Annotated in this window: 28 protein-coding genes; 15 read left to right on the top strand and 13 right to left on the bottom strand. The window is 69.5% G+C overall.

Annotated features, from left to right (window positions below; translation table 11 throughout):
- Nucleotides 1–28: 28 nt before the first annotated feature.
- Together APQ99_RS08285 and APQ99_RS08280 are read left to right on the top strand one after the other, a co-directional pair.
- The gene (locus tag APQ99_RS08285; RefSeq protein WP_136361412.1) at nucleotides 29–619 is read left to right on the top strand and encodes an AsnC family transcriptional regulator; all 591 of its coding nucleotides are present in this window, start codon (nucleotides 29–31) and stop codon (nucleotides 617–619) included.
- A complete protein-coding gene (locus tag APQ99_RS08280; RefSeq protein WP_136361411.1) occupies nucleotides 619–849 on the top strand; it encodes a hypothetical protein in 231 nt (76 codons plus the stop codon). The genes APQ99_RS08285 and APQ99_RS08280 overlap by 1 nt, the downstream gene beginning before the upstream one ends.
- 13 nt (nucleotides 850–862) lie before the next feature.
- On the opposite strand, the gene APQ99_RS08275 is transcribed toward APQ99_RS08280, so the two are convergent.
- Both APQ99_RS08275 and APQ99_RS08270 read right to left on the bottom strand, forming a co-directional pair.
- Nucleotides 863–1,495: a fibrillarin-like rRNA/tRNA 2'-O-methyltransferase gene (locus tag APQ99_RS08275; protein ID WP_136361410.1), complete on the bottom strand. Its 633-nt coding sequence runs from the start codon at nucleotides 1,493–1,495 to the stop codon at nucleotides 863–865.
- Nucleotides 1,492–2,325 (bottom strand): NOP5/NOP56 family protein, encoded by an 834-nt coding sequence (locus APQ99_RS08270; protein WP_136361409.1) that lies wholly within the window; start codon nucleotides 2,323–2,325, stop codon nucleotides 1,492–1,494. Before APQ99_RS08270 ends, APQ99_RS08275 begins: the two co-directional genes overlap by 4 nt.
- Nucleotides 2,326–2,442: 117 nt before the next feature.
- Between APQ99_RS08270 and APQ99_RS08265 the strand changes: the two genes are divergently transcribed.
- The 3 genes from APQ99_RS08265 to APQ99_RS08255 all read left to right on the top strand — a co-directional run bounded on the left by APQ99_RS08265 (nucleotide 2,443) and on the right by APQ99_RS08255 (nucleotide 4,790).
- Nucleotides 2,443–4,269, top strand: coding sequence for a GAF domain-containing sensor histidine kinase (locus APQ99_RS08265; RefSeq protein ID WP_249040713.1), 1,827 nt, complete (start codon nucleotides 2,443–2,445; stop codon nucleotides 4,267–4,269).
- A 78-nt stretch (nucleotides 4,270–4,347) separates the two neighbouring features.
- Nucleotides 4,348–4,521, top strand: a complete 174-nt coding sequence (locus APQ99_RS08260) for an HVO_2753 family zinc finger protein (protein ID WP_010902845.1) — start codon at nucleotides 4,348–4,350, stop codon at nucleotides 4,519–4,521.
- Nucleotides 4,522–4,523: 2 nt separating this feature from the next.
- A complete protein-coding gene (locus APQ99_RS08255) occupies nucleotides 4,524–4,790 on the top strand; it encodes an elongation factor 1-beta (RefSeq protein ID WP_012289285.1) in 267 nt (88 codons plus the stop codon).
- Between the two features lie 69 nt (nucleotides 4,791–4,859).
- On the opposite strand, the gene APQ99_RS08250 is transcribed toward APQ99_RS08255, so the two are convergent.
- Complete coding sequence (locus tag APQ99_RS08250) at nucleotides 4,860–6,041, bottom strand: cystathionine gamma-synthase (RefSeq protein WP_136361408.1); 1,182 nt, start codon at nucleotides 6,039–6,041, stop codon at nucleotides 4,860–4,862.
- Nucleotides 6,042–6,150: 109 nt separating this feature from the next.
- On the opposite strand from APQ99_RS08250, the gene APQ99_RS08245 reads away from it, so the two are divergent.
- From APQ99_RS08245 to APQ99_RS08210, 8 genes are all read left to right on the top strand, one after another.
- A complete protein-coding gene (locus APQ99_RS08245; protein ID WP_012289284.1) occupies nucleotides 6,151–6,303 on the top strand; it encodes a hypothetical protein in 153 nt (50 codons plus the stop codon).
- A 130-nt stretch (nucleotides 6,304–6,433) separates the two neighbouring features.
- Nucleotides 6,434–6,733, top strand: a complete 300-nt coding sequence (locus tag APQ99_RS08240; RefSeq protein WP_010902842.1) for a 50S ribosomal protein L21e — start codon at nucleotides 6,434–6,436, stop codon at nucleotides 6,731–6,733.
- Nucleotides 6,733–7,092, top strand: a complete 360-nt coding sequence (locus APQ99_RS08235; RefSeq protein ID WP_010902841.1) for an RNA polymerase Rpb4 family protein — start codon at nucleotides 6,733–6,735, stop codon at nucleotides 7,090–7,092. The genes APQ99_RS08240 and APQ99_RS08235 overlap by 1 nt, the downstream gene beginning before the upstream one ends.
- A 41-nt stretch (nucleotides 7,093–7,133) precedes the next feature.
- The gene (locus tag APQ99_RS08230; RefSeq protein ID WP_136361407.1) at nucleotides 7,134–7,727 is read left to right on the top strand and encodes a DUF655 domain-containing protein; all 594 of its coding nucleotides are present in this window, start codon (nucleotides 7,134–7,136) and stop codon (nucleotides 7,725–7,727) included.
- Between the two features lie 37 nt (nucleotides 7,728–7,764).
- Nucleotides 7,765–8,613 carry a 16S ribosomal RNA methyltransferase A gene (locus APQ99_RS08225; protein ID WP_136361406.1) on the top strand — a complete coding sequence of 283 codons (849 nt, stop codon included), beginning with the start codon at nucleotides 7,765–7,767 and terminating at the stop codon, nucleotides 8,611–8,613.
- Nucleotides 8,610–9,686, top strand: a complete 1,077-nt coding sequence (locus tag APQ99_RS08220) for a mechanosensitive ion channel family protein (protein WP_244288987.1) — start codon at nucleotides 8,610–8,612, stop codon at nucleotides 9,684–9,686. Before APQ99_RS08225 ends, APQ99_RS08220 begins: the two co-directional genes overlap by 4 nt.
- A complete protein-coding gene (locus APQ99_RS08215; RefSeq protein ID WP_010902837.1) occupies nucleotides 9,679–10,254 on the top strand; it encodes a HemK2/MTQ2 family protein methyltransferase in 576 nt (191 codons plus the stop codon). The genes APQ99_RS08220 and APQ99_RS08215 overlap by 8 nt, the downstream gene beginning before the upstream one ends.
- A gap of 56 nt (nucleotides 10,255–10,310) precedes the next feature.
- Nucleotides 10,311–11,258, top strand: coding sequence for a 5-methyltetrahydropteroyltriglutamate--homocysteine methyltransferase (locus tag APQ99_RS08210; RefSeq protein WP_136361405.1), 948 nt, complete (start codon nucleotides 10,311–10,313; stop codon nucleotides 11,256–11,258).
- 48 nt (nucleotides 11,259–11,306) lie between these two features.
- Here APQ99_RS08210 and ndk read toward each other — a convergent pair whose 3' ends face one another.
- From ndk to rpl7ae, 4 genes are read right to left on the bottom strand one after another with little or no spacing between them, the layout of a single operon-like run.
- Nucleotides 11,307–11,792, bottom strand: coding sequence for a nucleoside-diphosphate kinase (gene ndk, locus APQ99_RS08205; RefSeq protein WP_010902835.1), 486 nt, complete (start codon nucleotides 11,790–11,792; stop codon nucleotides 11,307–11,309).
- Nucleotides 11,789–11,977 carry a 50S ribosomal protein L24e gene (locus tag APQ99_RS08200; RefSeq protein WP_010902834.1) on the bottom strand — a complete coding sequence of 63 codons (189 nt, stop codon included), beginning with the start codon at nucleotides 11,975–11,977 and terminating at the stop codon, nucleotides 11,789–11,791. Before APQ99_RS08200 ends, ndk begins: the two co-directional genes overlap by 4 nt.
- Nucleotides 11,977–12,201 (bottom strand): 30S ribosomal protein S28e, encoded by a 225-nt coding sequence (locus APQ99_RS08195; RefSeq protein WP_010902833.1) that lies wholly within the window; start codon nucleotides 12,199–12,201, stop codon nucleotides 11,977–11,979. Before APQ99_RS08195 ends, APQ99_RS08200 begins: the two co-directional genes overlap by 1 nt.
- A 6-nt stretch (nucleotides 12,202–12,207) precedes the next feature.
- Nucleotides 12,208–12,570, bottom strand: coding sequence for a 50S ribosomal protein L7Ae (gene rpl7ae / locus APQ99_RS08190; RefSeq protein WP_010902832.1), 363 nt, complete (start codon nucleotides 12,568–12,570; stop codon nucleotides 12,208–12,210).
- 202 nt (nucleotides 12,571–12,772) lie between these two features.
- On the opposite strand from rpl7ae, the gene tmcA reads away from it, so the two are divergent.
- Nucleotides 12,773–15,004 carry a tRNA(Met) cytidine acetyltransferase TmcA gene (tmcA, locus tag APQ99_RS08185; RefSeq protein WP_148889170.1) on the top strand — a complete coding sequence of 744 codons (2,232 nt, stop codon included), beginning with the start codon at nucleotides 12,773–12,775 and terminating at the stop codon, nucleotides 15,002–15,004.
- 25 nt (nucleotides 15,005–15,029) lie between these two features.
- Nucleotides 15,030–15,503 carry a DUF456 domain-containing protein gene (locus tag APQ99_RS08180; RefSeq protein WP_010902830.1) on the top strand — a complete coding sequence of 158 codons (474 nt, stop codon included), beginning with the start codon at nucleotides 15,030–15,032 and terminating at the stop codon, nucleotides 15,501–15,503.
- A gap of 13 nt (nucleotides 15,504–15,516) precedes the next feature.
- Here the strand turns inward: APQ99_RS08180 and APQ99_RS08175 are convergent, their stop codons facing one another.
- The 6 genes from APQ99_RS08175 to mvk all read right to left on the bottom strand — a co-directional run bounded on the left by APQ99_RS08175 (nucleotide 15,517) and on the right by mvk (nucleotide 22,027).
- Nucleotides 15,517–17,277: a glutamate--tRNA ligase gene (locus tag APQ99_RS08175; RefSeq protein ID WP_136361404.1), complete on the bottom strand. Its 1,761-nt coding sequence runs from the start codon at nucleotides 17,275–17,277 to the stop codon at nucleotides 15,517–15,519.
- 115 nt (nucleotides 17,278–17,392) lie between these two features.
- On the bottom strand, nucleotides 17,393–17,614 hold the full coding sequence (locus APQ99_RS08170) for a hypothetical protein (RefSeq protein WP_136361403.1): 222 nt from the start codon (nucleotides 17,612–17,614) through the stop codon (nucleotides 17,393–17,395).
- A gap of 78 nt (nucleotides 17,615–17,692) precedes the next feature.
- The gene (idsA3, locus tag APQ99_RS08165; protein WP_010902827.1) at nucleotides 17,693–18,736 is read right to left on the bottom strand and encodes a geranylfarnesyl diphosphate synthase; all 1,044 of its coding nucleotides are present in this window, start codon (nucleotides 18,734–18,736) and stop codon (nucleotides 17,693–17,695) included.
- A complete protein-coding gene (locus APQ99_RS08160) occupies nucleotides 18,736–20,082 on the bottom strand; it encodes a ribonuclease J (RefSeq protein WP_010902826.1) in 1,347 nt (448 codons plus the stop codon). Before APQ99_RS08160 ends, idsA3 begins: the two co-directional genes overlap by 1 nt.
- A gap of 218 nt (nucleotides 20,083–20,300) precedes the next feature.
- A complete protein-coding gene (locus tag APQ99_RS08155) occupies nucleotides 20,301–21,038 on the bottom strand; it encodes an isopentenyl phosphate kinase (protein WP_136361402.1) in 738 nt (245 codons plus the stop codon).
- Complete coding sequence (gene mvk, locus APQ99_RS08150; RefSeq protein ID WP_010902824.1) at nucleotides 21,035–22,027, bottom strand: mevalonate kinase; 993 nt, start codon at nucleotides 22,025–22,027, stop codon at nucleotides 21,035–21,037. The genes APQ99_RS08155 and mvk overlap by 4 nt, the downstream gene beginning before the upstream one ends.
- Nucleotides 22,028–22,085: the final 58 nt, after the last annotated feature.

Raw genomic sequence — 22,085 nt, 5'->3', positions numbered from 1 at the left:
TTTGGGGCTCCGGCCGCGACCCACACGCATGTCGGATCTCGACGACACCGACCGCCGCATCCTCGCGTTGCTCGCGGCGGACGCGCGACGACCGTACAGCGACATCGCGGACGCGGTCGGGCTGTCCGCGCCAGCCGTCTCCGACCGGATCACGAAGCTCCAGGACGCCGGTGTGTTGCGGCGGTTCACGATCGACCTCGACCGCAGCCGGCTTCGGGACGGCACCCACGTGCTCGTGTCGTTCGCCGTTCACCCCGGCCGCCAGGACGACGTGCGGGCGGCGGTCGCCGCCGCGGACGCCGTCGAACACGTCTTCGTCACCGCAGCCGGCGATGTCACGTGTTCGGCGCGGCTGCCGGTCGCGGACGTCTCGGACTGGGTGGCAGACACCGTCGATTTCGAGGCCATCACTGACTACGAGGTGACCGCGCTCGCGGCGGCGAGCTGGGAGCCCACCGCCGGCAGCGCGGACCTCGCGTTGGCCTGCGACGAGTGTGGAAACACCGTCACCAGCGAGGGCACGACCGCCACCATCGACGGGGACCGCCACCACTTCTGTTGTCAGTCCTGCGAGCGCCAGTTCCGCCAGCGATACGAGCGCCTGGACGCCGACGCCTGATGCAGCGCCACCGCTTCGTCACGCTGTCGCTGCTCGCGTTCGGGCTGGTGCTCGTGGGGTTCGTCACGCTGGGGTTCAGCCGCATCGTGTTGCCGTACCACGTCGCGCGGCTGCTGGCCGCGCCCGCGATCCTCGGGGCGGCCGCGCTCATCTGCTGGCTCGCCGTGCAGGCCGCGCTCATCGTGGCCGGCGTGCGCACCCTGGAGCCAGACGGCGAGCCCCGCGACTGATCCGGGCGGCGCGCTACCGTGGCGTCGCCACGACCGCCAAGTGGTCCTCGTGGAACGGCTCCATGCGCGCGGTCGCACGCACCTCGTACCCGTCACTGAGTCTCCCGAGGAGGTCCTCGAAGACAGCCGCCGGGTCGGCGGTCACGTCCTCGCTGCGGGCCTTCAGGGCCGCCACGAGTCGCCCATCGTCGGCGAGGAACTGCCGGTTCGACAGCGCCACATCCGCCTGCCCGCGGGTCGCCACGTCCTGCACGATGGCGTCCACGCCCGATTCGACCACGTGGGCGTACGTCTCGGGCGCTCGCGCGTCCTTCAACAGCGGGAACAGCCGCTCCCGGGAGTCGGCCACCGCCAGCAGATCCGTGACTGGTCGGGGCGCGAACTCCACGGCGTACGTCGGCCCCGCGAAATCCGCCACGTGGCTCACTGTGGTGCCGTTCGCCGCCCCCAAATACAGCACTGCGTCCCCGCCCGACAGCCCGGTGTCGAGACCGAGCTCGAACGTCGCGCCGAGCTTCGACCGGTGGGCGTCCCAGCGCCGCCACCCGTCGACGACCGGCTCGCCGTACGCGGGCTCGCCCCGAGTCGCCAGCACGCCGTCCTCGTCGCCGAACGACCGCCGCTGGACGCCTGCGGGGAGGCTCATTCGGTCTCACGAGCGCGAATGCGCTCCATGCGGGCGTCCAGTTCGGCTTCGAGATCCGGCCGGCGGTCCCCCGAGTAGTGGTCGACGCGCGCGGCGATGGTGAGCTTCCCGGCGAGCGCTCGGGCCGCCGACCCCCGCTGGTCGGGGTGGGTGCCGCGGACGTACTCGTGGGTGTAGATGACGCCGTGTTTCGGGGAGGGCGCGTGCCCCCGGAGGTGCGCGAACAGGGCGTCCTCGGCACCCAGCACCTGTACCGTGCCGGACGGCAGCTTCGCCAGGTCGTCGAGGCCGCCCGCGAGCGCGATGAGCCGCGCCGCCAGCACCGGCCCGGCCAGCATCGAGAGGTTCGGCGCGACTGTCGGGGCGTGGGTCTCGACGAACCCCTGCGCGCGGTCGCGCTCGTCGGCGAGACCGGTCGCGCGCTCGCACAGCGCGATCGCGCGCTCCTCGGTGGGACTGTTCGCGCTCCGGCCGGCGACGTCGCGCGCGCCAGCGATCCCGTCGTCGACGCCGTCGAACAGCGTGCGCGCCCACTCGACGGCGCGCTCGGCGACCTCGTTGGCGGCGTCCGAGAGGTCGGCGATCGTCCGCACTGCGTGGACGAGCTGCTGGTCGTCGGCGCGCTCGCGCTCCCTGACGGCCGCCCGCGTGGCGGCTCGGGTCGCGTCCCGCAAGCGGTCGTAATACTCGTCGGCGTCGTCCACAACGCCGTCTTCGACGGCGGCCGCCGGCCAGTTCTCGGGGGCGTCCGCGTGGCCGTTCCGAACGGCGTCGGCGGCCGCGTCGGCGTCCCGAACAGCCGTGTCCGCGAACCATCCGTGCGTGGTCATGGCGCGAGGTTCCGGCTGCGTGCGGTTAAACGTACGCTCACCAGCCACAACCGATCAACTCGACTACGTGTTTCGGCGGTGTTAAGCCCGCCACCATCATACGTGATAACACGGATCATGAACAGCGATCGCGCGCACACCACCACCAGCGATCCGCAGCCGGTGTCTCTCGTCTGCGACCGCGACGGCACGATCCACAACTGGAACGCCGCCGTGGCTGCCGCCGCACCCGGCGATCACCCCACTGACGGCACGCACCTCGCGGACGTGCTGTCCATCGACGACCCGCAGTCGCTGATCGAAGCCGCCCAAACGCACGGCACAGCGACCGCCGAGGGCGGGTTCGCGCACGCACCCACGACCCAGTACGACTTCCACGCCAGCCGCCTCGTCGACGGCACGATCACCATCCACGGCACCGCCACAACGCCCCCGGACATCCGCCAGGCCTCCTGGGTCGACCGCGTCACCGACGCCTTCGTCGCCGTCGACAACGACGCCCGGATCACGTACGTCAACGCCGAGGCCGAGTCGCTGCTCTCGGCGGCAGAGTCGGCCACGCCCGACACGCTGTTGGGCTGCCCCCTCTGGGAGGTGCTCCCCGCCTCCGTCGGCCCGCGCTTCCGGGACGCCTACCGAACGGCGGTCGACAGCCAGGACGCCGTCTCGTTCACCGGTCACTACGACCCTGCCGACGCCGTCATCGAAGCCCGGCTGTTCCCCTCCTCGTCGGGCGTGTCGGTCTACCTCCAGGACATCACGGAACGCCACACCCACCTCGAAACGATCGAGAAACGCGAGCGCGTCCTTCGGCGCCTCTACGAGGAGACCGCGGAGACCAACCGCCAGCCGGCCGCCCGCGCCGACACCATGCTGGCCATCGGCTGTGACTTCCTCGGGGTGGCCTACGGCACGCTCTCGGAGGTCTCGGACGACACCTACGAGTTCAAGCACGTGCGCGCGCCGCCCCACGCCGACGTGAGCGAGGGCACGGTCGTCCCGCTCTCGGAGACGTGTTGCGAGCGCGTCGTCACCACCGAGCAGACCGTCGTCTTCTCCGACGTCGAGGACGCCACCACCCCGCCGGAGTTCGTTGTGCCCGGCCCCCCGGAGGGCGTGTCTGTCGGCTCGTACATCGGCGCGCCGCTGTTCGCCGACGGCGACCTGTACGGGACGCTTTGCTTCTACGATCCGGAGCCACAGCCCGAACCGTTCAGCGACTGGGCGGTGACGATCGTGGATCTGATGGCGCAGTGGCTGACCGCCGAGCTCACCGACCGCCACATCCGAACCCAGCTTGAGGAGCGCAACGAACGCCTGGAGGACTTCGCGTCGATCGTCTCCCACGACATCCGCAACCCGCTGAACGTGGCCAGTGGCTCCCTCGAACTCGCCGCCGACTCCGGCGCGCCCGAGCACTTCGACCGGTGTCGCCGCGCCATCGAACGCATGAACGCGCTCGTCGACGACCTGCTGGTGTTGGCCCGCACCGGCTGCTCGGCGGCCGAACGGGAGTCGGTCGACCTGGCCGCGGTCGCCGACGACGCCTGGAGCACCGTCGACACCGACGCCGCCACACTGACCGTCACCGCCACCACCCGGGTGTCGGCCGACCGCAGCCGCCTCCAGGAACTCCTCGCGAACCTCTTCCGGAACGCCGTCGAGCACGGCAGCCAGCCCGCCGCCGACGAACCGGTGACGGTGACCGTCGGCGACGCCCCGGGCGGTTTCTACGTCGCCGACGACGGCCGGGGGATCCCCGAGTCGGACCGTGACACGGTCTTCGACCACGGGTTCACGACGAGCGCGGACGGCACCGGGTTCGGCCTGAGCATCGTCCGCGATGTCGCCGACGCCCACGACTGGACCGTCTCGGTCACCACAAGCGACGACGGCGGTGCACGGCTCACGATCACCGGCACCGACGCGCCCACCCACGAGTGAGTCGTGGTCACATGATCTCGCGCCGGCCCGCGGTGCCGAAAGACAATGGTTAAAACGCGTCCGGGCGATACCAGTTGTATGAGCGAAGCCTCGCAGGCGCGCAAGTGCGTCTCCTGTGGCATCAACATCTCCGGTACCACCGCTGCCTCGTTCAAGTGCCCGGACTGCGGCCAGCAGATTTACCGCTGTGCAAAGTGCCGCAAGCAGAGCAACCTCTACGAATGCCCCGACTGCGGGTTCCGGGGGCCATAACGATGAGCAAGGTCGCTGCCGTGCTCAAGGTCATGCCGGACAGCCCCGACATCGACCTCGACGGCCTCGAAGCCGATCTCTCGGAGTCACTGCCCGACGGCGCCGAGATCAACGGGACGGACACCGAGGAGGTCGCGTTCGGGCTGACCGCGCTGCTCACAACGGTCATCGTTCCGGACGACTCCGGCGGGACCGAAGCCGTCGAGGACGCCTTCGGCGCCGTCGACGACGTCGAATCCGTCAGCGTCGAGGAAGTCGGCCGCCTGTAATCACCACCCGTTTTCAGCCGTTCTCACCGCACACAGCGCCGCCAGAACCCACGCCGTGGGTCTACTACACTACTGCAGGGCGGCCTCGATGGCCTGCTGGAGGTCCGCCTTGAGGTCGTCGACGTGCTCGACGCCGATGCTCGCCCGGATCAGCCCGTCGGTGAGCCCCGCGGCCTCCCGTTCGGCCTTCGGGATGGCGGCGTGAGTCATCGCCGCGGGCTGCTCGATCAGTGACTCCACGCCGCCCAGTGACTCCGCGAGCGTGAACACGTCGGTCTCCTCGACGAACGCGCTGGCCGCTTCGAGGGTGGCGTCCAACTCGAAGGAGACCATGCCGCCGAAGCCGTCCATCTGCGCGGCGGCCAGCTCGTGGTCGGGGTGGCTCTCCAGGCCCGGGTAGTGGACCTGGCTGACGTGCTCGTGATCCGCAAGCCACGCCGCAAGCTCCATGGCCGTCTCACAGTGGCGGTCCATGCGCACGCCCAGGGTTTTCGTGCCGCGCAACACCAGGAAGCAGTCGAACGGACTGGGCGTCGCGCCGACGGAGTTCTGGTAGAACCCGAACTGCTCGTCGAGGTCGTCGTCGTCGGTGATCAGCGCGCCCGCAACGAGATCGCTGTGCCCGCCGAGGTACTTCGTGAGGCTGTGCGAGACGATGTCGGCACCGAACTCCAGGGGGCGCTGGAGGTACGGCGTCGCGAACGTGTTGTCCACCGCACACAGCGCGTCGTGCTCGTGGGCGATGTCCGCGAGCGCGCCGATGTCGTTGACGTTCAACAACGGGTTCGTCGGGGTCTCCACCCAGAGGAGTTCCGTCGCCTCCCCCATGGCCTCCCGGACGGCGTCGTGGTCGGTGGTGTCGACGAAGTCGAAGTCGAGGTCGTAGTCCTCGTAGACCTGCGTGAAGATGCGGTGGGTGCCGCCGTACACGTCGTCGCCCGCCACCACGTGGTCGCCGGCCTCCAGGAGGTTCAACACGGTGTTGATCGCGGCCATTCCGGAGGCGAACGCGCGCCCGTGCTCGCCGCCTTCCAGGCTCGCGAGGTTGGCTTCCAGATCCGTGCGCGTCGGGTTGCCCGTCCGGGAGTACTCGTAGCCGCGGTGATCGCCGGGGCCGTCCTGGACGTACGTCGAGTTCGCGAAGATCGGCGTCATCAGCGCGCCCGTCTCCGAGTCCGGCGCTTGGCCCGCGTGGATCGCGCGTGTCTGGAACCGGTCGGCTGCGTCATCGGCGTCGTCGTTGCCGCTCATACGAGCATGTTGCCGGCCCGCGAGTTAGGCTTGTTCGTTCCGGACGCCACCACCCACACGATTCGAAATCGAACCCATCATTAAGTAGCTGGTCGTGTAATCGACATCCGTGGTACTGAACCGTCTCCGAGCGCTCGTCGACACCCAGCCCGGACTCGTGCGCGAATGCCGGGACTGCGGGACAACCCTGGGTGAGGACAGCGACGACGCGACAGTGTGTCCGACCTGTGGCTCCAGCGAGATCGCGACCTACGACCTCTGACCCCGCGGTGTGGTGTCGCCGCTGTGGGGCGTGGCGCGTGCTCGCGTGGAAACGCCGCCGTAGCGTCGTGGCCGCTGCCTCGGAACGGTTCTTTTTTACCTGCGACGGAAATAGAGTGGAGCATACGACCATGCCGAACTCCAATGGACCTCTCAGCAACAGTGGTGGGAAGCTGCAAAACGACCCGCGAGATCGCGGCACGTCGCCGCCCCAGCGCGCCATCGCTGACTACGACGACGGCGAATCCGTCCACCTCACGCTCGACCCGAGCGTTCAGGACGGACGGTTCCACCCGCGATTCAGCGGCCTGACCGGCACTGTTGTCGGCACACAGGGCGACGCGTTCAAAGTCGAAGTCAACGACGGCGGCATGGACAAGACGCTCATCGTGGGGGCGGCCCACCTGCGAACGCAGCGCCAGGAGGAGTAATGACGATCTTCAAGGAGACAGTCGAGACGGAGCCGCTCACGGTCTCGGAAGCGAAAGCGCTGCTCTCCGAGGTCGAGACCGAGCGCGCCCTCGACGAGGACCGTGAGCTTCGCTTCGAGCTGTCCCGCGCCATCGAGCACGCCAATCGGTTCGCGTTGCTGGAGCCGGCGGAGTCCCGGGAGTTCGTCGACGAACTGCTCGCGCTCGACGTGCTTGACGACGAGGCCGTGGCGTACAAGATCGTGGACCTGCTTCCACGCACGCGAACGGAGCTGCGGTCGGTGTTCGCCAACGAACGCTACGCGATGTCCGGCGACGAGCTGGACGAGATTCTCGACGTCGTCGCGAAGTACGTCTGAGCGGCCAACCGTTTAAGTGTTGGCTGGGCGTACGTCTCCGTATGAGTGATACGTCTACGACGGACGCCAACAGTGACAGCGGTGCCGACGGCGACTCCGAGTCGGCTGTTGTCCTTGATTTCCTCGCACACGGGCGGTCCGACGGGCGGAGCTACGGCGACGGCGCAGTCGGGTATGCGGTCTCAACCATCGACTTCACGCTCTACGAGCTCAGTCTCTCTTCGGACGCCGACATCGGGATCCTCGACCGCGTGCAGGTGCGCCCGGAGTTCGAGACCGGCATCGAGCGCGGCCGCGAGGTCGAATACGACGACCTCTCGGACGGCGCGCGCTCGGAGCTCGACTACGTCGTCGAGGACGTCGTCGACGCCAACGAACGGCGCTTTGTCGACTTCTACAACGACGCCCAGCCGATCTCGCTGCGCCTGCACCAACTGAACCTCCTGCCGGGCATCGGGGAGAAGCTCCGCGACAACATCCTCGAGGAACGCAAGCGCCGCGGTCCCTTCGAGAGCTTCGCGGACGTCAGCGAGCGCGTCGACGGCCTCCACACGCCACAGGAAGTCATCGTCGAGCGCATCCTCGATGAGATCCGCGACCCCGACCTGAAGTACTACAACTTCGCCGCCTCGTAGCGGGGGGTTTAGGGAAGCGCACGCAGTAGCTCCGACAATGACTGCGCCACGCGACCCCGACGCGCTGATCCGGCGCGCGGGCCGCCCCGACCCCGACTTCGACCAGCATTTCCTCATCGACGACCGCGTGCTCGATCGCATCCCGACGTACGCCGACGGCTTCGACCGGGGGCACGTCCTCGAGATCGGCGCGGGCACGGGCGCGCTCACGGACCGACTGCTGTCGGTCGCGGACCGCGTGACCGCCGTCGAGCGCGACGAATCGTACGCCTCGTTCCTCCGCGAGGAGTTCGCCGACGCGATCGCGGCGGGCGACCTCGATGTGGTGGCCGGGGACGCCCTGGCTGTCGACCTCCCGGCGTTCACGTGCGCGGTCTCGAACCTCCCCTATGGGGTCGCAAGCGAGGTGACCTTCCGGCTGCTGCCGGCGGGCAAGCCGATGGTGTTGATGTACCAACTCGAGTTCGCCGAGCGGATGGCCGCCGATCCGGGCACGAGCGAGTACGGCCGGCTCTCGGTGGCGACACAGCATTACGCCGACGTTTCGATCGTTGAAACGGTCCCGGCGGCCGCGTTCGACCCGCAGCCCCGCGTCGAGAGCGCGGTCGTCCGCGTCACCCCACGCGACCCCGACTACGTGGTGGCCGACGAGGCGTTCTTCCTGTCGTTCGTGAAAGCGCTGTTCACCCAGCGCCGGAAGACAACGCGAAACGCCATCCGGAACACGGCCCACATCTCGGGGCTGGACGACCCCGACGCGGTGGTTGCAGCCGTCGACGACGACGTGCTGGGAACGCGGCCGGGGTCGCTTTCGCCGGCCACGTTCGCGGCGCTCGCGAACGTCGCGTGGGGTGTTGAAACCGCACCCGGACCCGATCCACAGTGAGCGTGCCGTGGGCGCTCGGTGGCGGCGCACGGCTCACCGCCACCGCGGCCATCGTCGCCGTGGTGGCCGCCACGGTGTGGCTCGGGTGTCGGCTGTGGCGGCGACAGTCGGCCCGCAGTCGCCACGTCCTGATCGGGGTCGGCGTCGCCGCCGTGGTCGGCCTCGGCGGAATGACTGTGGTTGTTCTCTGGGGCGTCGAGGACGCAGTGCTTCGGGAGCTGAGCCGCGCCCAGGTGCGCGCCAGAGTGCTCGTCCGGGTGGCAATCACGATGGGGTTCGTTGCCGTCGTGTACGTCGGCACGGGCGTCTTGGACGACGCCCTCGACCGCTTCACTGACGGCCACGACGGCATCACCGACCACCAGACGGAGGTCATGTTCCGCATCCTCCAGATCACGCTCTACGTCGGCGCGCTGATCGTGATCCTGGGGTTCTGGAACCTCGATCTCTCGGGGTTGCTGATCGGCGCGGGGTTCGCCGGGATCGTGCTCGGGATGGCCGCCCGCCAGACCCTGGGGTCGGTCATTGCCGGGCTGGTGTTGATGTTCTCGCGGCCGTTCGAGATCGGCGACTGGGTGCAGGTCGGCGACAAGCAAGGCATCGTCACCGACATCACGATCGTCAACACTCGCCTCCAGACGTTCGACGGCGAGTACGTGATGTTGCCCAACGACGTCGTCGGGTCGAGTGAGATCGTAAACCGCTCACGGAAGGGCCGCCTCCGGGTGCACGTGTCCGTTGGAGTCGACTACGAGACCGACGTTGAGCACGCGATGGACGTCGCCAAGGACGCGGTCAGCGACCTCGACGACGTGTTGTCGGTGCCCCGGCCCCAGGTCGTGTTGTCGTCGTTCGGCGACTCCGCGATCGTCATGGACGTTCGGGTGTGGATCGACAAGCCGAGTTCGCGGCGACACTGGCGCGCACAGACCGCCGTGATCCAGTCGGTGAAAACCGCCTTCGATGACGCCGGCATCAAGATCCCGTTCCCCCAGCGCGAGATCGCGGGGCGCGCCGAAACCGGGGGGTTCCGGGTTCACGAACCCGGGGCCGACGGTGAGACCGATGACTGACCTCGCCGACCGCCGCGGTGCCGGCGCGGACGTCTACCAGCCCGCCGAAGACACCCACTTGCTGGCGACAGCGGCCGTCGGGGAACTCGACGACCCGTACGCGCGCGTGCTGGACGTCGGCACCGGCTCGGGGTACGTCGCGGCGACGGTTCGGGACGAAACCGGCGCTGACGTGGTGGGGACTGATCTCAACCCGTTTGCGGTCCGGCAGGCCGCCGACCGTGGCGTGCCGGTGGTTCGCGGCGACCTGGTCGCGCCGTTTCGCGACGACGCCTTCGACGCGGTGGTGTTCAATCCGCCGTACCTGCCCCGCGAGGACGACACCCGCGACGACTGGATGGACGTCGCGCTGTCCGGCGGGGACACCGGGCGCCGCGTCATCGAATCGTTTTTCGACGCAGTGGGGCGCGTGCTGGCTCCTGACGGCGTGGTGATCATGCTCGTGAGCACGCTCACGGGCGTCGACGAGGTCGCCGCGTACGCCGGCGACCGCGGGTTCTCCGCGGCCGCGATCAGCGAGGAGTCGTTCCCCTTCGAGACGCTGACGGTGCTCAAGTTCCGGCGGTAGCCCGGCGGCGTCCCGATCCAGGAACGTATAACGGCGGCGGGCCACAACCGGAGCCCATGTCTCGGATCGCCACCACGCCAGGACTGCTCCCGAGTCCGGTCGCTCCAGACGACGGGGCTGGTGGACCTACGCCCGTTGTTGCCGCCGACAGCGCCGTCCGCGACGCGCACCTCGCGGCCCAACGCGACGCCGACCTGGACCGGGTCGTCGAGGGGCAGGCGGGCTGGTGGGACGGCATCGTGCACCCGCTCGTCGCCCACGACAACGTCGCTCGCGGGCCGCTGGCGCACTCGACGGCGGTTGCTCGCGGTGTCTATCGCCGCCCCGTGGTCGCCGGGCCGCTCACCTTCGACGGCGGCCTCGGGGCTGACCTGGCGGCTGTGGCCGACCGTACTGCCAGCCTCCAGGCCGTCGTGCCCGGCCCGTACACGCTGTCGACGCTCGCCACCGACGACCACTACGGCGACCCCGCCGAGTTCCAGGCGGCCATCGCTGCGTTCCTCGCGGACGAACTCGCTGCCCTCCCCGACGCCGTCGCGACCGTCTTCGTCCTGGAGCCGTCCCTGATTGCGGCCCCGCCCGGCGACGGCGCAGACGAGCGCGCCAGCGACGCCATCGACACCGTCGCGGCCGCCGTCACCGACGCCGACGTGGTGGTGCACACGTACGGCGGGGCGCTCGACGAGAAAGTCCACGCGCACCTGCTTGACGCCGCCATCGACGCGGTGGGCTACGACCTGATCGCCGACCACGAGGACGCCGCCTACCTCGTCGGCGAGTACGGCACCGCCGACAGCATCGCGCTCGGCGTCGCCAACCCCCGAACCCCGGCCGTCGATGCGCCGGCGACGCTGCGCGAGCGCGTCGACTGGTTCGACGACCGCACCCCCAACGACTTCGCGACCGTCTACACCACCACTGACTCGGTGTTGGCAACGCTCCCCCAGTCACGACTCGTGGCACAACTGCGCGCGCTCGGCGCGGCCACCACGCCACAGTCGTGACTGCGCGCGCCTGAGCACTCAGCAAGAAAACGCCGGACCAGCGCCGCGTCAGTCGTGGTCTGCGAGGTCCTCGTAGACCCACGCCGACGCATCGCGGTCCCAGTCCACGAGCTCGTCGTCGTCGAAGAACAACGCGATCTCGCGCTCGTTTGCGCCCTCGTCCTCGTGGTCGCTGCCGTGGATGAGGTTGTGCCCGAGGTCGTTGCCGTAGTCGCCGCGGATCGTGCCCGGCGCGGCGTCCTGGGCGTCCGTGGCTCCCATCAGCTGGCGGACCTGGCGGGTGGCGTCAGCGCCCTCCCACACCATCGCGAACACGGGCCCGGACGTGATGAACGACACCAGGCCGTCGAAGAACGGCTTGTCCTCGTGCTCGGCGTAATGCTCGTGGGCGAGCTCCTCGTCGATCCGCATGAACTTCCCGCCCACCATCTTCAGCCCCTTCGTTTCCAGTCGGGTGACGATGTCGCCGATGAGCCCGCGCTGGACGCCGTCGGGCTTGACCATCACGAACGTGCGCTCGTCGTGATCGGTCATTGCGTCTCCTCGACTTCCTCCTCGTCGGTCCACTCGACGTCGCGTGGCTCCCGGCCGAGGTCGGCGTTCTTCTCGCACTTCGCCGAACAGAAGTGCACGGTGCTACCGTCGTTGTGGACGAACATCGTTCCCGTCCCGGGTTCGATGTCGTCGCCACAGTAGTCACAGCTTCGAGTCTGGACCATTACTGACCACCGATGGAGTCCGCTTCGCGGGCCGTTTCCTTGAGCTGGATGACGTCACCAACTCGGACGGGGCCCAGGACGTTCCGCGTGATGATGCGGCCCTGGTTGCCACCCTCCTGGATGCGACACTTCACCTGCATCGCCTCGCCGTGCATCCCGGTCTTTCCGACGACCTCGATGACCTCGGCGGGCGTGGCGCCCTCTTCGGATTCCTCTGCGCTCATGGCTGGTTATTGGAGGTCCTCGACTTTCGTCGAGATGTCCTCGATTTCGTCTTCGGCGTCGCCGGCGGCGACGACGGCGGCGGCCGCGGAGCCAACTTCGAGGCCGGCGGCGTTCCCGAGTTCGTCCTGTGTCTCCACGAAGACGACCTCGATGCCTTTCTCTGCGGCGAGCTCCGGGAGGTGCATGACGATCTCCTCGGGGGAGACGTCCTCGGCGACGAACACGATGTCGGCGTTGCCGCGCTCGATCGCTTTCGTCGTCTCGTTGGTACCTTTCTTCACGCTGCCGGTGTCGCGAGCGACCTCAAGGGATTCGAGGGCTCGCTCCTGGAGGTCTGCTGGAACGTCGTAGTCTACGTATACTGGCATTTGTGTTCACCTATCCCGCGGACGGGCTTGCGCTCTTGGCCGAGTAAAGACCTTGCGGCCGCAAGCATCATCGACCCCCGCAGGCTGTATCCCAACAGTGGGTCGCCCGCCCGTAAAAGCGCTTTCAATGCCGGGCGGCCGTGCCACGGCTGCACAGCCGCGGACGAAACGCCCTTTGGCGTGGTCGCCCAACCGCCGGCGCATGCACCTCTCGTCCGCGCGCGCCCTGCTGGCGGAAGCCGAGCGTGCCAACGAACGCCGCATGCTCGTGCTCGCCGGCGACCGTGCCGCGGGCGTTCGGACCGCCGACACGCTCCTCGACGGCCTCCCCATCCCGCTGTCCGAAACCACGCTCGTCGCCACCCAGGACGCGCTCGCCTGCGAGCACGTGCCCACGCGGAACGCCGACCGCCTGCTTGGCACCACCCAGCGCGCCGTCGTCGTCGATCTCCACGAGGACTGCCGGCCGAACGCGCTCGGGCGCGTCGTCGGTGCTGTCGACGGCGGCGGCCTGCTGGTTGTGCTCGCGCCCCCGCTGGCCGAGTGGCCGACCCGCGACGGCGCGTTCGCCGCGGGATTGGCCGTCCCGCCGTTCGACGCCGCCGACGTCACCGGCCGGTTCCGCCGCCGGCTCGCCGACACGATGCGCGCACACCCCGGGATCGCGATCTACGACGTGGACACCGACACCCTCAGCGACGACGGCCGCACTCGGCCCGCCCCCCGGCTCCCGGACCCCGACCCGGACCCACAACCGACGGCGGACGTTCCGGCGGCCGCCATCGACGCCTGCGTGACCCCCGACCAGGCCGCCGCACTCGCGTCGTTCGCCGCGCTCCGCGACCCCGGCCACGCCGTCGTCGCGGACGCCGACCGCGGCCGCGGCAAATCGAGCGTGGCCGGCCTCGCTGCGGCGTGTCTCGCCGCCGAGGGCCACGACGTGCTCGTGACAGCGCCCCGCCGCCGGAACACCACCGAGCTGTTCGCTCGCGCCGGCGCGCTGCTTGCCGACCTCGGCGCGCTCGCCAGCGACGGCGACACCGTCGAAACCGCCGCCGGCGGCCGCATCCGGTTCTCGAAGCCGCCGGCGGCCGCCGACCTCCCGGGCGACCCGGACGCCGTCTTCGCCGACGAGGCCGCCGCCATCCCCGTGCGCCTGCTGGAATCGCTGCTGGACTGCCAGCGGCTGGCGTTCACCACCACCGTCCACGGCTACGAGGGTGCGGGCCGCGGCTTCGACGTGCGGTTCCGGGACCGCCTCGCGGACGCCACGCAGACGGTCCACGAAACGTCGCTGACCGACCCCATCCGGTACGCCGGCACTGACCCCATCGAACCGTGGGCGTTCCGCGCGCTCCTGCTCGGCGCGCGGCCCGCTGTCGAGCCACTGGTCGCGGACGCCACGCCCGACACCGCCGCGTACGTCGCGCTCTCGGGGGCCGACCTCGCTGCCGACGAGCACCTGCTCCGGGAGGCCTTCGGGCTGCTCGTCTCCGCGCACTACCGGACCGAACCCAACGACCTGGCGCGCCTGCTGGACGCCCCGAACCTCACGATGCGCGCGCTGGTCGCGGACGGGCACGTCGCGTCGGTGGCGCTGCTCGCCCGCGAGGGCGGCCTCGCCGACGACCGCCGGGCCGCCATGTACGACGGGCAGCGCGTGAAGGGAAACATGATCCCGGACGTGCTCACCAGCCAACTCCGCGACGAAGCGGCCGCCACCACGGTCGGCTACCGCGTGCTGCGCATCGCAACCCACCCCGCAGTGCGCTCCCGGGGTCTCGGATCGCGGCTGCTTGGCGAACTCCGGGCGGAGTTCGACGGCCACGCCGACTGGCTCGGCGTCGGCTACGGCGCGACGCCGGCGTTGCTGTCGTTCTGGGCGGCCAACGGCTACAGCACGGTCCACCTCTCCACGACGCGCAACGACACCAGCGGCGAGTACTCCGCGATCATGCTCGACGCGCTCTCCGACGCCGGCCGCGCGCTCCACGACCGCCACGCCGGCTGGTTCGCCGACCGCATCGGCGGCGTGCTCTCGGACGCGCTTCGCGACCTCGACGCGGACGTTGCCCGCGGCGCGCTGCGGGCCTGTGCCACCACCCCTAGCCTCGCCCTCAGCGAGCGCGACTGGCGCACCGTCGCCGGTGCCGCCCACGGTCCCGGGATGTACAGCGTCGACCCCCGGCCGTTCCGCCGGCTCGCAGTCCACCACCTCGTCGCCGGCGACGCCGACCTGCTTTCGCCCGACGAGCAGCGCCTCCTCGTCGGCGCGCTCCTGCAAGCCCGGCCGTGGGACGGCCTCGCCGACGACCTCGGCTATCACTCCGCGAGCCAGGCGATGCGCGCGCTGGGCGACGCGCTCCAAGCGCTCGTGGCGGCCCACGGCACCGCGGCCGCCCGCGCGGAAGTCGCGCGGTTCACCGAAGACTGAAGCCGACAGCCGCCCCCACGGGCGTATGGACGCGCTCGTCGCCGCAGCGTTCGCCGCGCTCGTGCTCGGAGTCGCCGGCAGCCTGGTGCCGCTGCTCCCCAGCGGGCTGCTGTCGCTCGTCGGGGTGGGACTGTACTGGACGCAGACCGGGCGACCGAGTGTGCTCGTGGTGGGTGCCCTCGCCGGCCTGGCGACGCTTGCGATGCTCGTTGACTGGCTGGCGGGCGTCATCGGCGCGCGCGCCAGCGGCGTCGACACCCGGACCGCGGTGTTGGCGGGCGGCGTCGGATTCGCCGCGATGCTCGTCTCCGGGCCGGTGGGGCTGCTAGCCGGCGTGGCCGGCGTCGTGTTCGTCGTCGACGTCCGGGACAGCATGGACATCGCGGCGAGCGCGCGGCGCGCCGGCTACGCGACCGTCGGTGTCATCGGGTCGGCCGCCATGCAGGTGGTGTTGACGGTGGTCGTGCTGGTCGCCGTCGCGTGGGTGCAGTTCGCCTGACAGCCGCGGACGGTCAGGGATGCGTGAAGTACGCGACCGACGCCCCGCCGTCGCGGTGGGCGTCGACGCGCGCGAACCCGACGCGCACGAACTGCACGATCTCGTCGGCGTCTCGATCCGCGAACCCGGGCTCGGCGTACCCCGTCACGTCGCCGTCCATGGTCCGCAGCCGGACGTCGACGTTGTGCTCGGCGGGCACCCACTGCACCACGTCGACGCCCTCCTCGCGCACGATGTCGATGTCGGCGTCGAGGAACGCGAAGCGCTCGCCGTCGTATCGCACCGGCCCGTAGCCCTTCAGCCAGACGCGGTCGCCGGCCGCGGGCAGATCGGTGGCCTCCACGAGCACGCGCTCCCCGACGGGGATCTCGCGGTCACCCCGGTCGGGGTGCTCGGGGTGGACCTGTGGTGTCGCCTCGTCCGGGCCGTCGTCGACCGAGACCTCGACAGCCTCGTGTGACTCCTCGGGTCCCTCGCCACGCGCCTCGAAGCCGTCACGAACCAGGAACTGCCGGGGGGCCGTGTCGTCCACGAGGTCACGGTTGTTCGCGTACACCGCCGACATCGCCAACTCGACGTCCGACGACGACGTGCCCAACTCCACCATCGCGTCCACGACGGCCGCCCCGCGGATGCCCCGGCGGCGGATGCTCTGCATGGTCGGCGCGCGCGGGTCATCCCACCCCTCAAGCTCGCCCGCGGCGATGCGCTCTTTGATCGTCGATGTGGACATCGCCACGTCGTAGGCGTCCAACTGCACGTGCCCCCAGTGCACGACCTCGGGGTACTCCCAGCCGAAATACTCGTAGAGGAACCGCTGGCGCTTCGCGGAGTCCTGGAGGTCGATGCCGCGAATGATGTGCGTGACGCCCGTGCGGTGGTCGTCAACGCCCGACTGGAAGTCCAGCATCGGCCAGCAGCGGTACCCGCTGGCCGCGTCCCGGGGATGGGGGGTGTCGACCATGCGGAACGCAACCCAGTCCCGGAGCGCGGGGTTCTTGTGCGTGATGTCGGTTTTCACGCGCAACACCATCTCCCCGGAGTTGTACTCGCCGTCGACCATCGCCTCGAACTCGTCGGCGACGGTTTCGGGGTCTTTGTCCCGGTGGGGACACGCCTCACCGCTGTTTTTCAGATCGGAGAACTCCGCGCCCGGGCAGCTACACGTGTACGCGCCGCCCATGCCGATGAGCCGGCGGGCGTGCTCGTAGTACGTCTCCACGCGGTCGCTGGCCGTCAGCACCTCGTCGGCCTCGAACCCGAGATACGAAAGGTCCTCGAGGATCTGGTCGTACGCGTCGAGGTCCGGGCGCTTCGTCTCGGGGTCCGTGTCGTCGAACCGAACGACGAACGAGCCGTCGTATCGCTGCTTGTACGTCCCGATGACCGACGGCATCCGGGCGTGGCCGACGTGCCACGGGCCGTTGGGGTTCGGCGCACACCGCATCCGCACCTCGTCGTACGCCTCGGCGTTCGGCAGGGCCGGCAGTGCGTGGTCGTCGCCCTCGTCTTCGCTGTCCAACTCCTCGACGTCCTCGGGGGCAAGTTCCGCGAGGCGCGCGCGCTGCTCGTCGTCGCTCATCCCGTTGACGTCCTCGATGACGGGCGCGATGACGCCGGGAATCTCGTCGCCGTGCGCTCTGAAATCGGGGTGCTCGCCCATCATCGGTCCCATGATGGCTCCGACCTGTGCGTCGCTGCCGTGTTTCAGCGCGTTGAACAGCGCGGCCCGCTCTGCCGCCCGGCGGACCCGCTCGCGGAGTTCGTCGTCCATACCACCGACTCCACGCTGCGGGGTGAAAATCCCGCTGGATTCGCCTGCATCGAAACCGCGGTGTCGACACGAGGCGGTGTTTCCCGGCGGTACCGCCCACACTTACCGGTGCCGGCTACTGGTTCTGTCTCGCCGTCGCGACGTACGCCACGTACAGTAGCGGCGCGAGCACCGGAAGTACGACCCAGAGACCGGGGTCACTGACGGCGTCCAGCACTGACTCGGCCGGCTGCTGGAGCACCGCCCACGCTAGCGCCGCGCCCAGAACCATGCCGACGAAGACGACCCCACCGAAGTAGGGCCGTTGCTTCAGGAATTCATTGAAGTCGTTCATCATGTGCGCCGCTGCTCTCGATAGCGTAATAACTGCTGCGGGTCGGCCACCGCTGCCCGCGGCGACCCTGCGACGGATGGTCTAGTACCCGCGCTCGATGAGGTAGTCCGCGATCTGCTCCAGCCGGTGGCGGGCCTCGTTCTCGGGGAGCACCTCGAGGTGGGCTTTCCCCTCTTCGACGAGGTCCTCGGCCAGATCGCTCGCGTACTGGATGCTCCCGGCGTCCTGGAGCGCTTGGACGGCCGCTTGCACCGCCGCCTCGGTGACATCCGCCGGGTCCTCGGCGTCGAGCAGCCCATCGACGTCGACGCCGTGCTCGGCGGCGTGCAGCGTGATGATCGTCGTCTTGTCCTCAACCAGGTCGGACCCGCGTTGCTTGCCGAGTTCCGCCGACGGCACCGTGAGGTCCAACACGTCGTCCTGAATCTGGAAGGCCTGCCCGACGCGCAGCCCGTAGTTGTACAGCGCCTCAACCGTCTCCTCGTCGGCGGAGAGCAACAACCCCGGCAGGGTCGCGGCGGCCGCGTACAGGACGGCGGTCTTCAGCTCCACCATTTCCAAGTACTCATCGGTGACCACGTCACCCCGAGTCTCGAAGTCGATGTCCATCGCCTGCCCCTCACAGATGTGGGTGCACGTCTCCGCCAGCGTCCGCATCGCGCGAAGCCCACGCTCGGGCGGTGCGCCGGTCTCCAGCATGATCTCGAACGCCTTCGAGTACAGCGTGTCCCCGGCGAGAATCGCGGTCTCGGTGTCGTACTCACGGTGGACAGCCGGCGACCCTCGGCGCAGGTCGTCGTCGTCCATGATGTCGTCGTGGATGAGCGTGAACGACTGGATCACCTCGATCGAGACCGCCGCCGACATCACGTCGACGTGGCCGCCGATGCAGTCCGGGAACTCCCGGTAGGGGGGCGTGTCGCTCGTGTCGGCGAGCGCCTCCGCGGTCAACAACAGGACCGCCGGCCGCAGCCGCTTCCCGCCGGCTTCGAGGATATACCGGGACGCCTCGTAGAGGCGCTCGGGCTCCGCAACCGGGAGGTCGTCGTCGATCGCGTCGTTGACCTGCTGGCGGCGCTCACGGACCGCCGCGAGCACTGCCCGTTCGCGCGCTTCCTGGGACATTACTCGACGAGCTGGATGGTGTTGCCGTTCTCTGTCATGTGCAGGTCGCGGCCGATCTTGTACCCCTGACTCTTCGCGAGCTTCGCGTACGGTGCCATCCCCTTCATGTCCTGGTGGGCCGGGATCAGGTGCTGGGGCTGCAACGCGTCCAGCATCTGGTAGTGCCCCTCCTCGCGGAGGTGGCCCGAGACGTGGATGTCGTCGTAGATGCGCGCGCCCTGCATGCGCAGCAGCTGCTCGCTTTGGTAGCGCTGGCCCTTGTTCGTCGGCTCGGGGATGACGCTCGCCGAGAAGATGATCTTGTCACCGTCCTCAATGTCGTACGGCGTCTCGCCGCGCCCCATGCGAGTCAGCATCGCCTGTGGCTCGCCCTGGTGGCCGGTGACGATCGGGAGGAAGTTCTCCTTGCCCTCGTTCATGACGCGCTTGAACGCGCGATCAACGGACTTCCGGTGGCCGAACATCCCGAGGTCGTCGGGGAAGTTCACGCGGCCCATGCGCTCGGCGGTGCCCGAGTACCGCTCCATCGAGCGCCCCAGCAGGATCGGCTCGCGGCCGATCTCCTTCGCGAACTCCACCAGCGAGGACACCCGCGAGATGTGACTGGAGAACGTCGTGGCGACGATCCCGCCGTCGTAGTCCGCGACGCTTGTCAGTACGTCTTTGAGGTGGCGACGGGCCGTGCTCTCGGATGGCGTCCGCCCCTTCTTGCCGGCGTTCGTGCAGTCCTCGATGTAACAGAGGACGCCCTCGCCCTCGCGGCCGATCTCGCGGAACCGCTCCATGTCGATCGGGTCCTCCAGGACCGGATCGTGGTCCATGCGCTTGTCCAGGCCGTAGACGACTGCACCTTCCGGCGTGTGGAGCACGGGGTTGATCGCGTCGATGATGGAGTGTGTGACGTGCACGAACTCGAGCTCGCAGCGGTCGCCGATCTCCATCGTGCCGCCGGCCTCCATCTTCACGAGGTCGTTCTCGACGCCGAACTTCTGCTCGCTCTCGATCTCGCCTTTCACGAGCTCGATCGTGAACGGGCTGCCCACGATGGGCGCGTCGTAGCGGTGTGCGAGCTTCGAGATCGCCCCGATGTGGTCGAGGTGGCCGTGTGTCGGCACGATCGCTTTCACGTCGCCTTCGAGGTCGGACATGACGCGGTCGTCCGGGATCGCGCCCATGTCGATCAGGTCGAGGCTGTGCATCTTCTCTGTCTCGACGTTGTCGTGAACCAGGACCTTCGAGAGGTTGAGGCCCATGTCGAAGATCACGATGTCGTCGCCCGCGCGCACGGCAGTCATCTGCCGCCCGACTTCCTCGTAGCCGCCGATTGTTGCAATTTCGATTTCCATGGTTCTGAAGCACTGAAACCCGCGTTTCGCGTGTCTCGAAACAGTCGCGCACTGGCTGCGTCCACCCGCGGCGTCTTGCAGCCGTCGGCTGCCACAGCATGCCCGCCCGCGACGTCTTGCTTGTGGCGGGTTACGCTCCACGCTGTTAAAAACAACGGGGATTGTCCGCCGACCCCAGGAGACGGCGTTACCGCCCGTGGAACGCTTGTGTCTGCCGCCTAGCCGTTGATCCGCGTTCCCACGTCGTCGCCGGCAACGAACGCCTCCATGCCCGCCGGCCCGAAGACGTACGCCGGCGACCCCAACGCGAGCAGCGCCCGCACCTTCCCCGCCATGCCGCCCGTCACGTCGGTGGCGTCGCTGCCTCCGAGCGCGCCGGCCGCATCGCTGAACGCCGTGATCGACGGGATAACCGTGCCGTCGTCGTCGAGGACGCCGGGCACCGTCGAGCACAGTCCGACGCGGTCGGCGTCGACCGCCCGCGCGAGATGGGTCACGATCTCGTCCCCGCTGAGGATGGTCGCGCCCGCGCCGGCGTGCGGGATGATGTCCCCGTGCAACACCGGCACGAACCCGTCGTCCAGGAGCGTCTCGATCGCCCCCGTCGGAAACTCCAGCGCGCCGTCAGCGGTCCGGTGCGCGACTGACGCCGGGTGCACGGGAACGGCTGCCACGCCGGCGTCCGCCAGCGCCCCGACGACCGCCGTGTTCAGCGCCTCCATCGTCCCCGCAATGTCGCGGATCGCGGCCGCATCCTGGACGCCATCGGTGGCCGACACGTCGTGTGCGGCCGCGCGCGGATGCCCGAAGCTGCCCGCACCGTGCACCACCACGAGGTCGTCGATGTCGCCGTCCGCGAGCGCGCCCGCAAGCCCCGCAAGCCGGTCGTCGGCGACCGTCTCGGGCTGGTCTTTCTCCGTGATCACGCTCCCACCGAGCTTGACAACGACGGTCATTCGACGCGCACGCCCTCCCGCGCGAGGTCCGCGCGAAACGCCGCCTCGCAGTCCGGCGTCAGCGACAGCGCCGTTTCAGCACCGCTGCCCGCGTCGAGGGCAACGATCGACCCGCCGCCGCCGGCGCCCGTGAGCTTCGCCCCGTCGGCGCCGCCGTCCCTGGCCGCCCACACCATCGCATCCAGTGTGCGACCGGAGACGCCGAGTCCGGACAGCAGCCCGTGGTTGATGTCCATCAACCGCCCCAGTGTCGCCACGTCGCCGTCCGCCAGCGCCGCCTCCCCACGGCGCACGAGGTCGCCGATCGCGGTGACCGTGTCCGCGACGAACCCGAACTCCTCGCGGAGCGCGCGCACCCCCGCCACGAGTTCGCCCGTGTCGTGGCTGGTGCCGTCGTAGCCGATCACGAACGGCAACGCCGGCGCGTCAAGCGTGGTGCAGTCGTCGCCGGACACGCGCACTACCCCGCCCATCGCCGAACAGAAGGTGTCCGCGCGCGACGCCTCGCCGTCCTGGACGGTGTGCTCGACCTGGTACGCCCGGTCGGCGACCTCGCGGGCGTCCAGTTCCACGCCGAGCTCTCGGGTTGCCGCGTCGATCCCGGCCACGACCACTGCGGCCGACGACCCGAGCCCCGCCCCCAGGGGGATCTCGCTGTCGATGGTCACGTCGAAGCCGGCCGTCGGCGCGTCCGCGGCCGCCCGCGCCTGCTCGACGGCGGCGTCGACGTACCCCATCGCCGCGTCAACGATCGGCGCGGGCACGTCCACGTCCGGCGTGCCGCCGGCGTCGCGGTCGCCGCTGTACTCCACGGTGAACCCGTCGATGGACAGATCGCCCGAACACACCCGAAGGCGGCTGTCCTCGCGCTCGGAGACCGTCACGTGTGCGCGGCGCTCGATCGCGCACGGAACCGCCGGCTCCCCGTACACGACGGCGTGCTCGCCGAACAGGTAGACCTTCCCCGGCGCACTCGAAGTCGTGGTCATACCCTGCGTGTGCACCGGGTGATTACAGGGCTTCCGGAACGCCGCCGAGCGACCACCC

The organism is Halobacterium salinarum DSM 3754 (assembly GCF_008124605.1).
GTDB lineage: Archaea > Halobacteriota > Halobacteria > Halobacteriales > Halobacteriaceae > Halobacterium > Halobacterium salinarum.
This window is presented reverse-complemented; position numbering and strand designations above follow the sequence as displayed.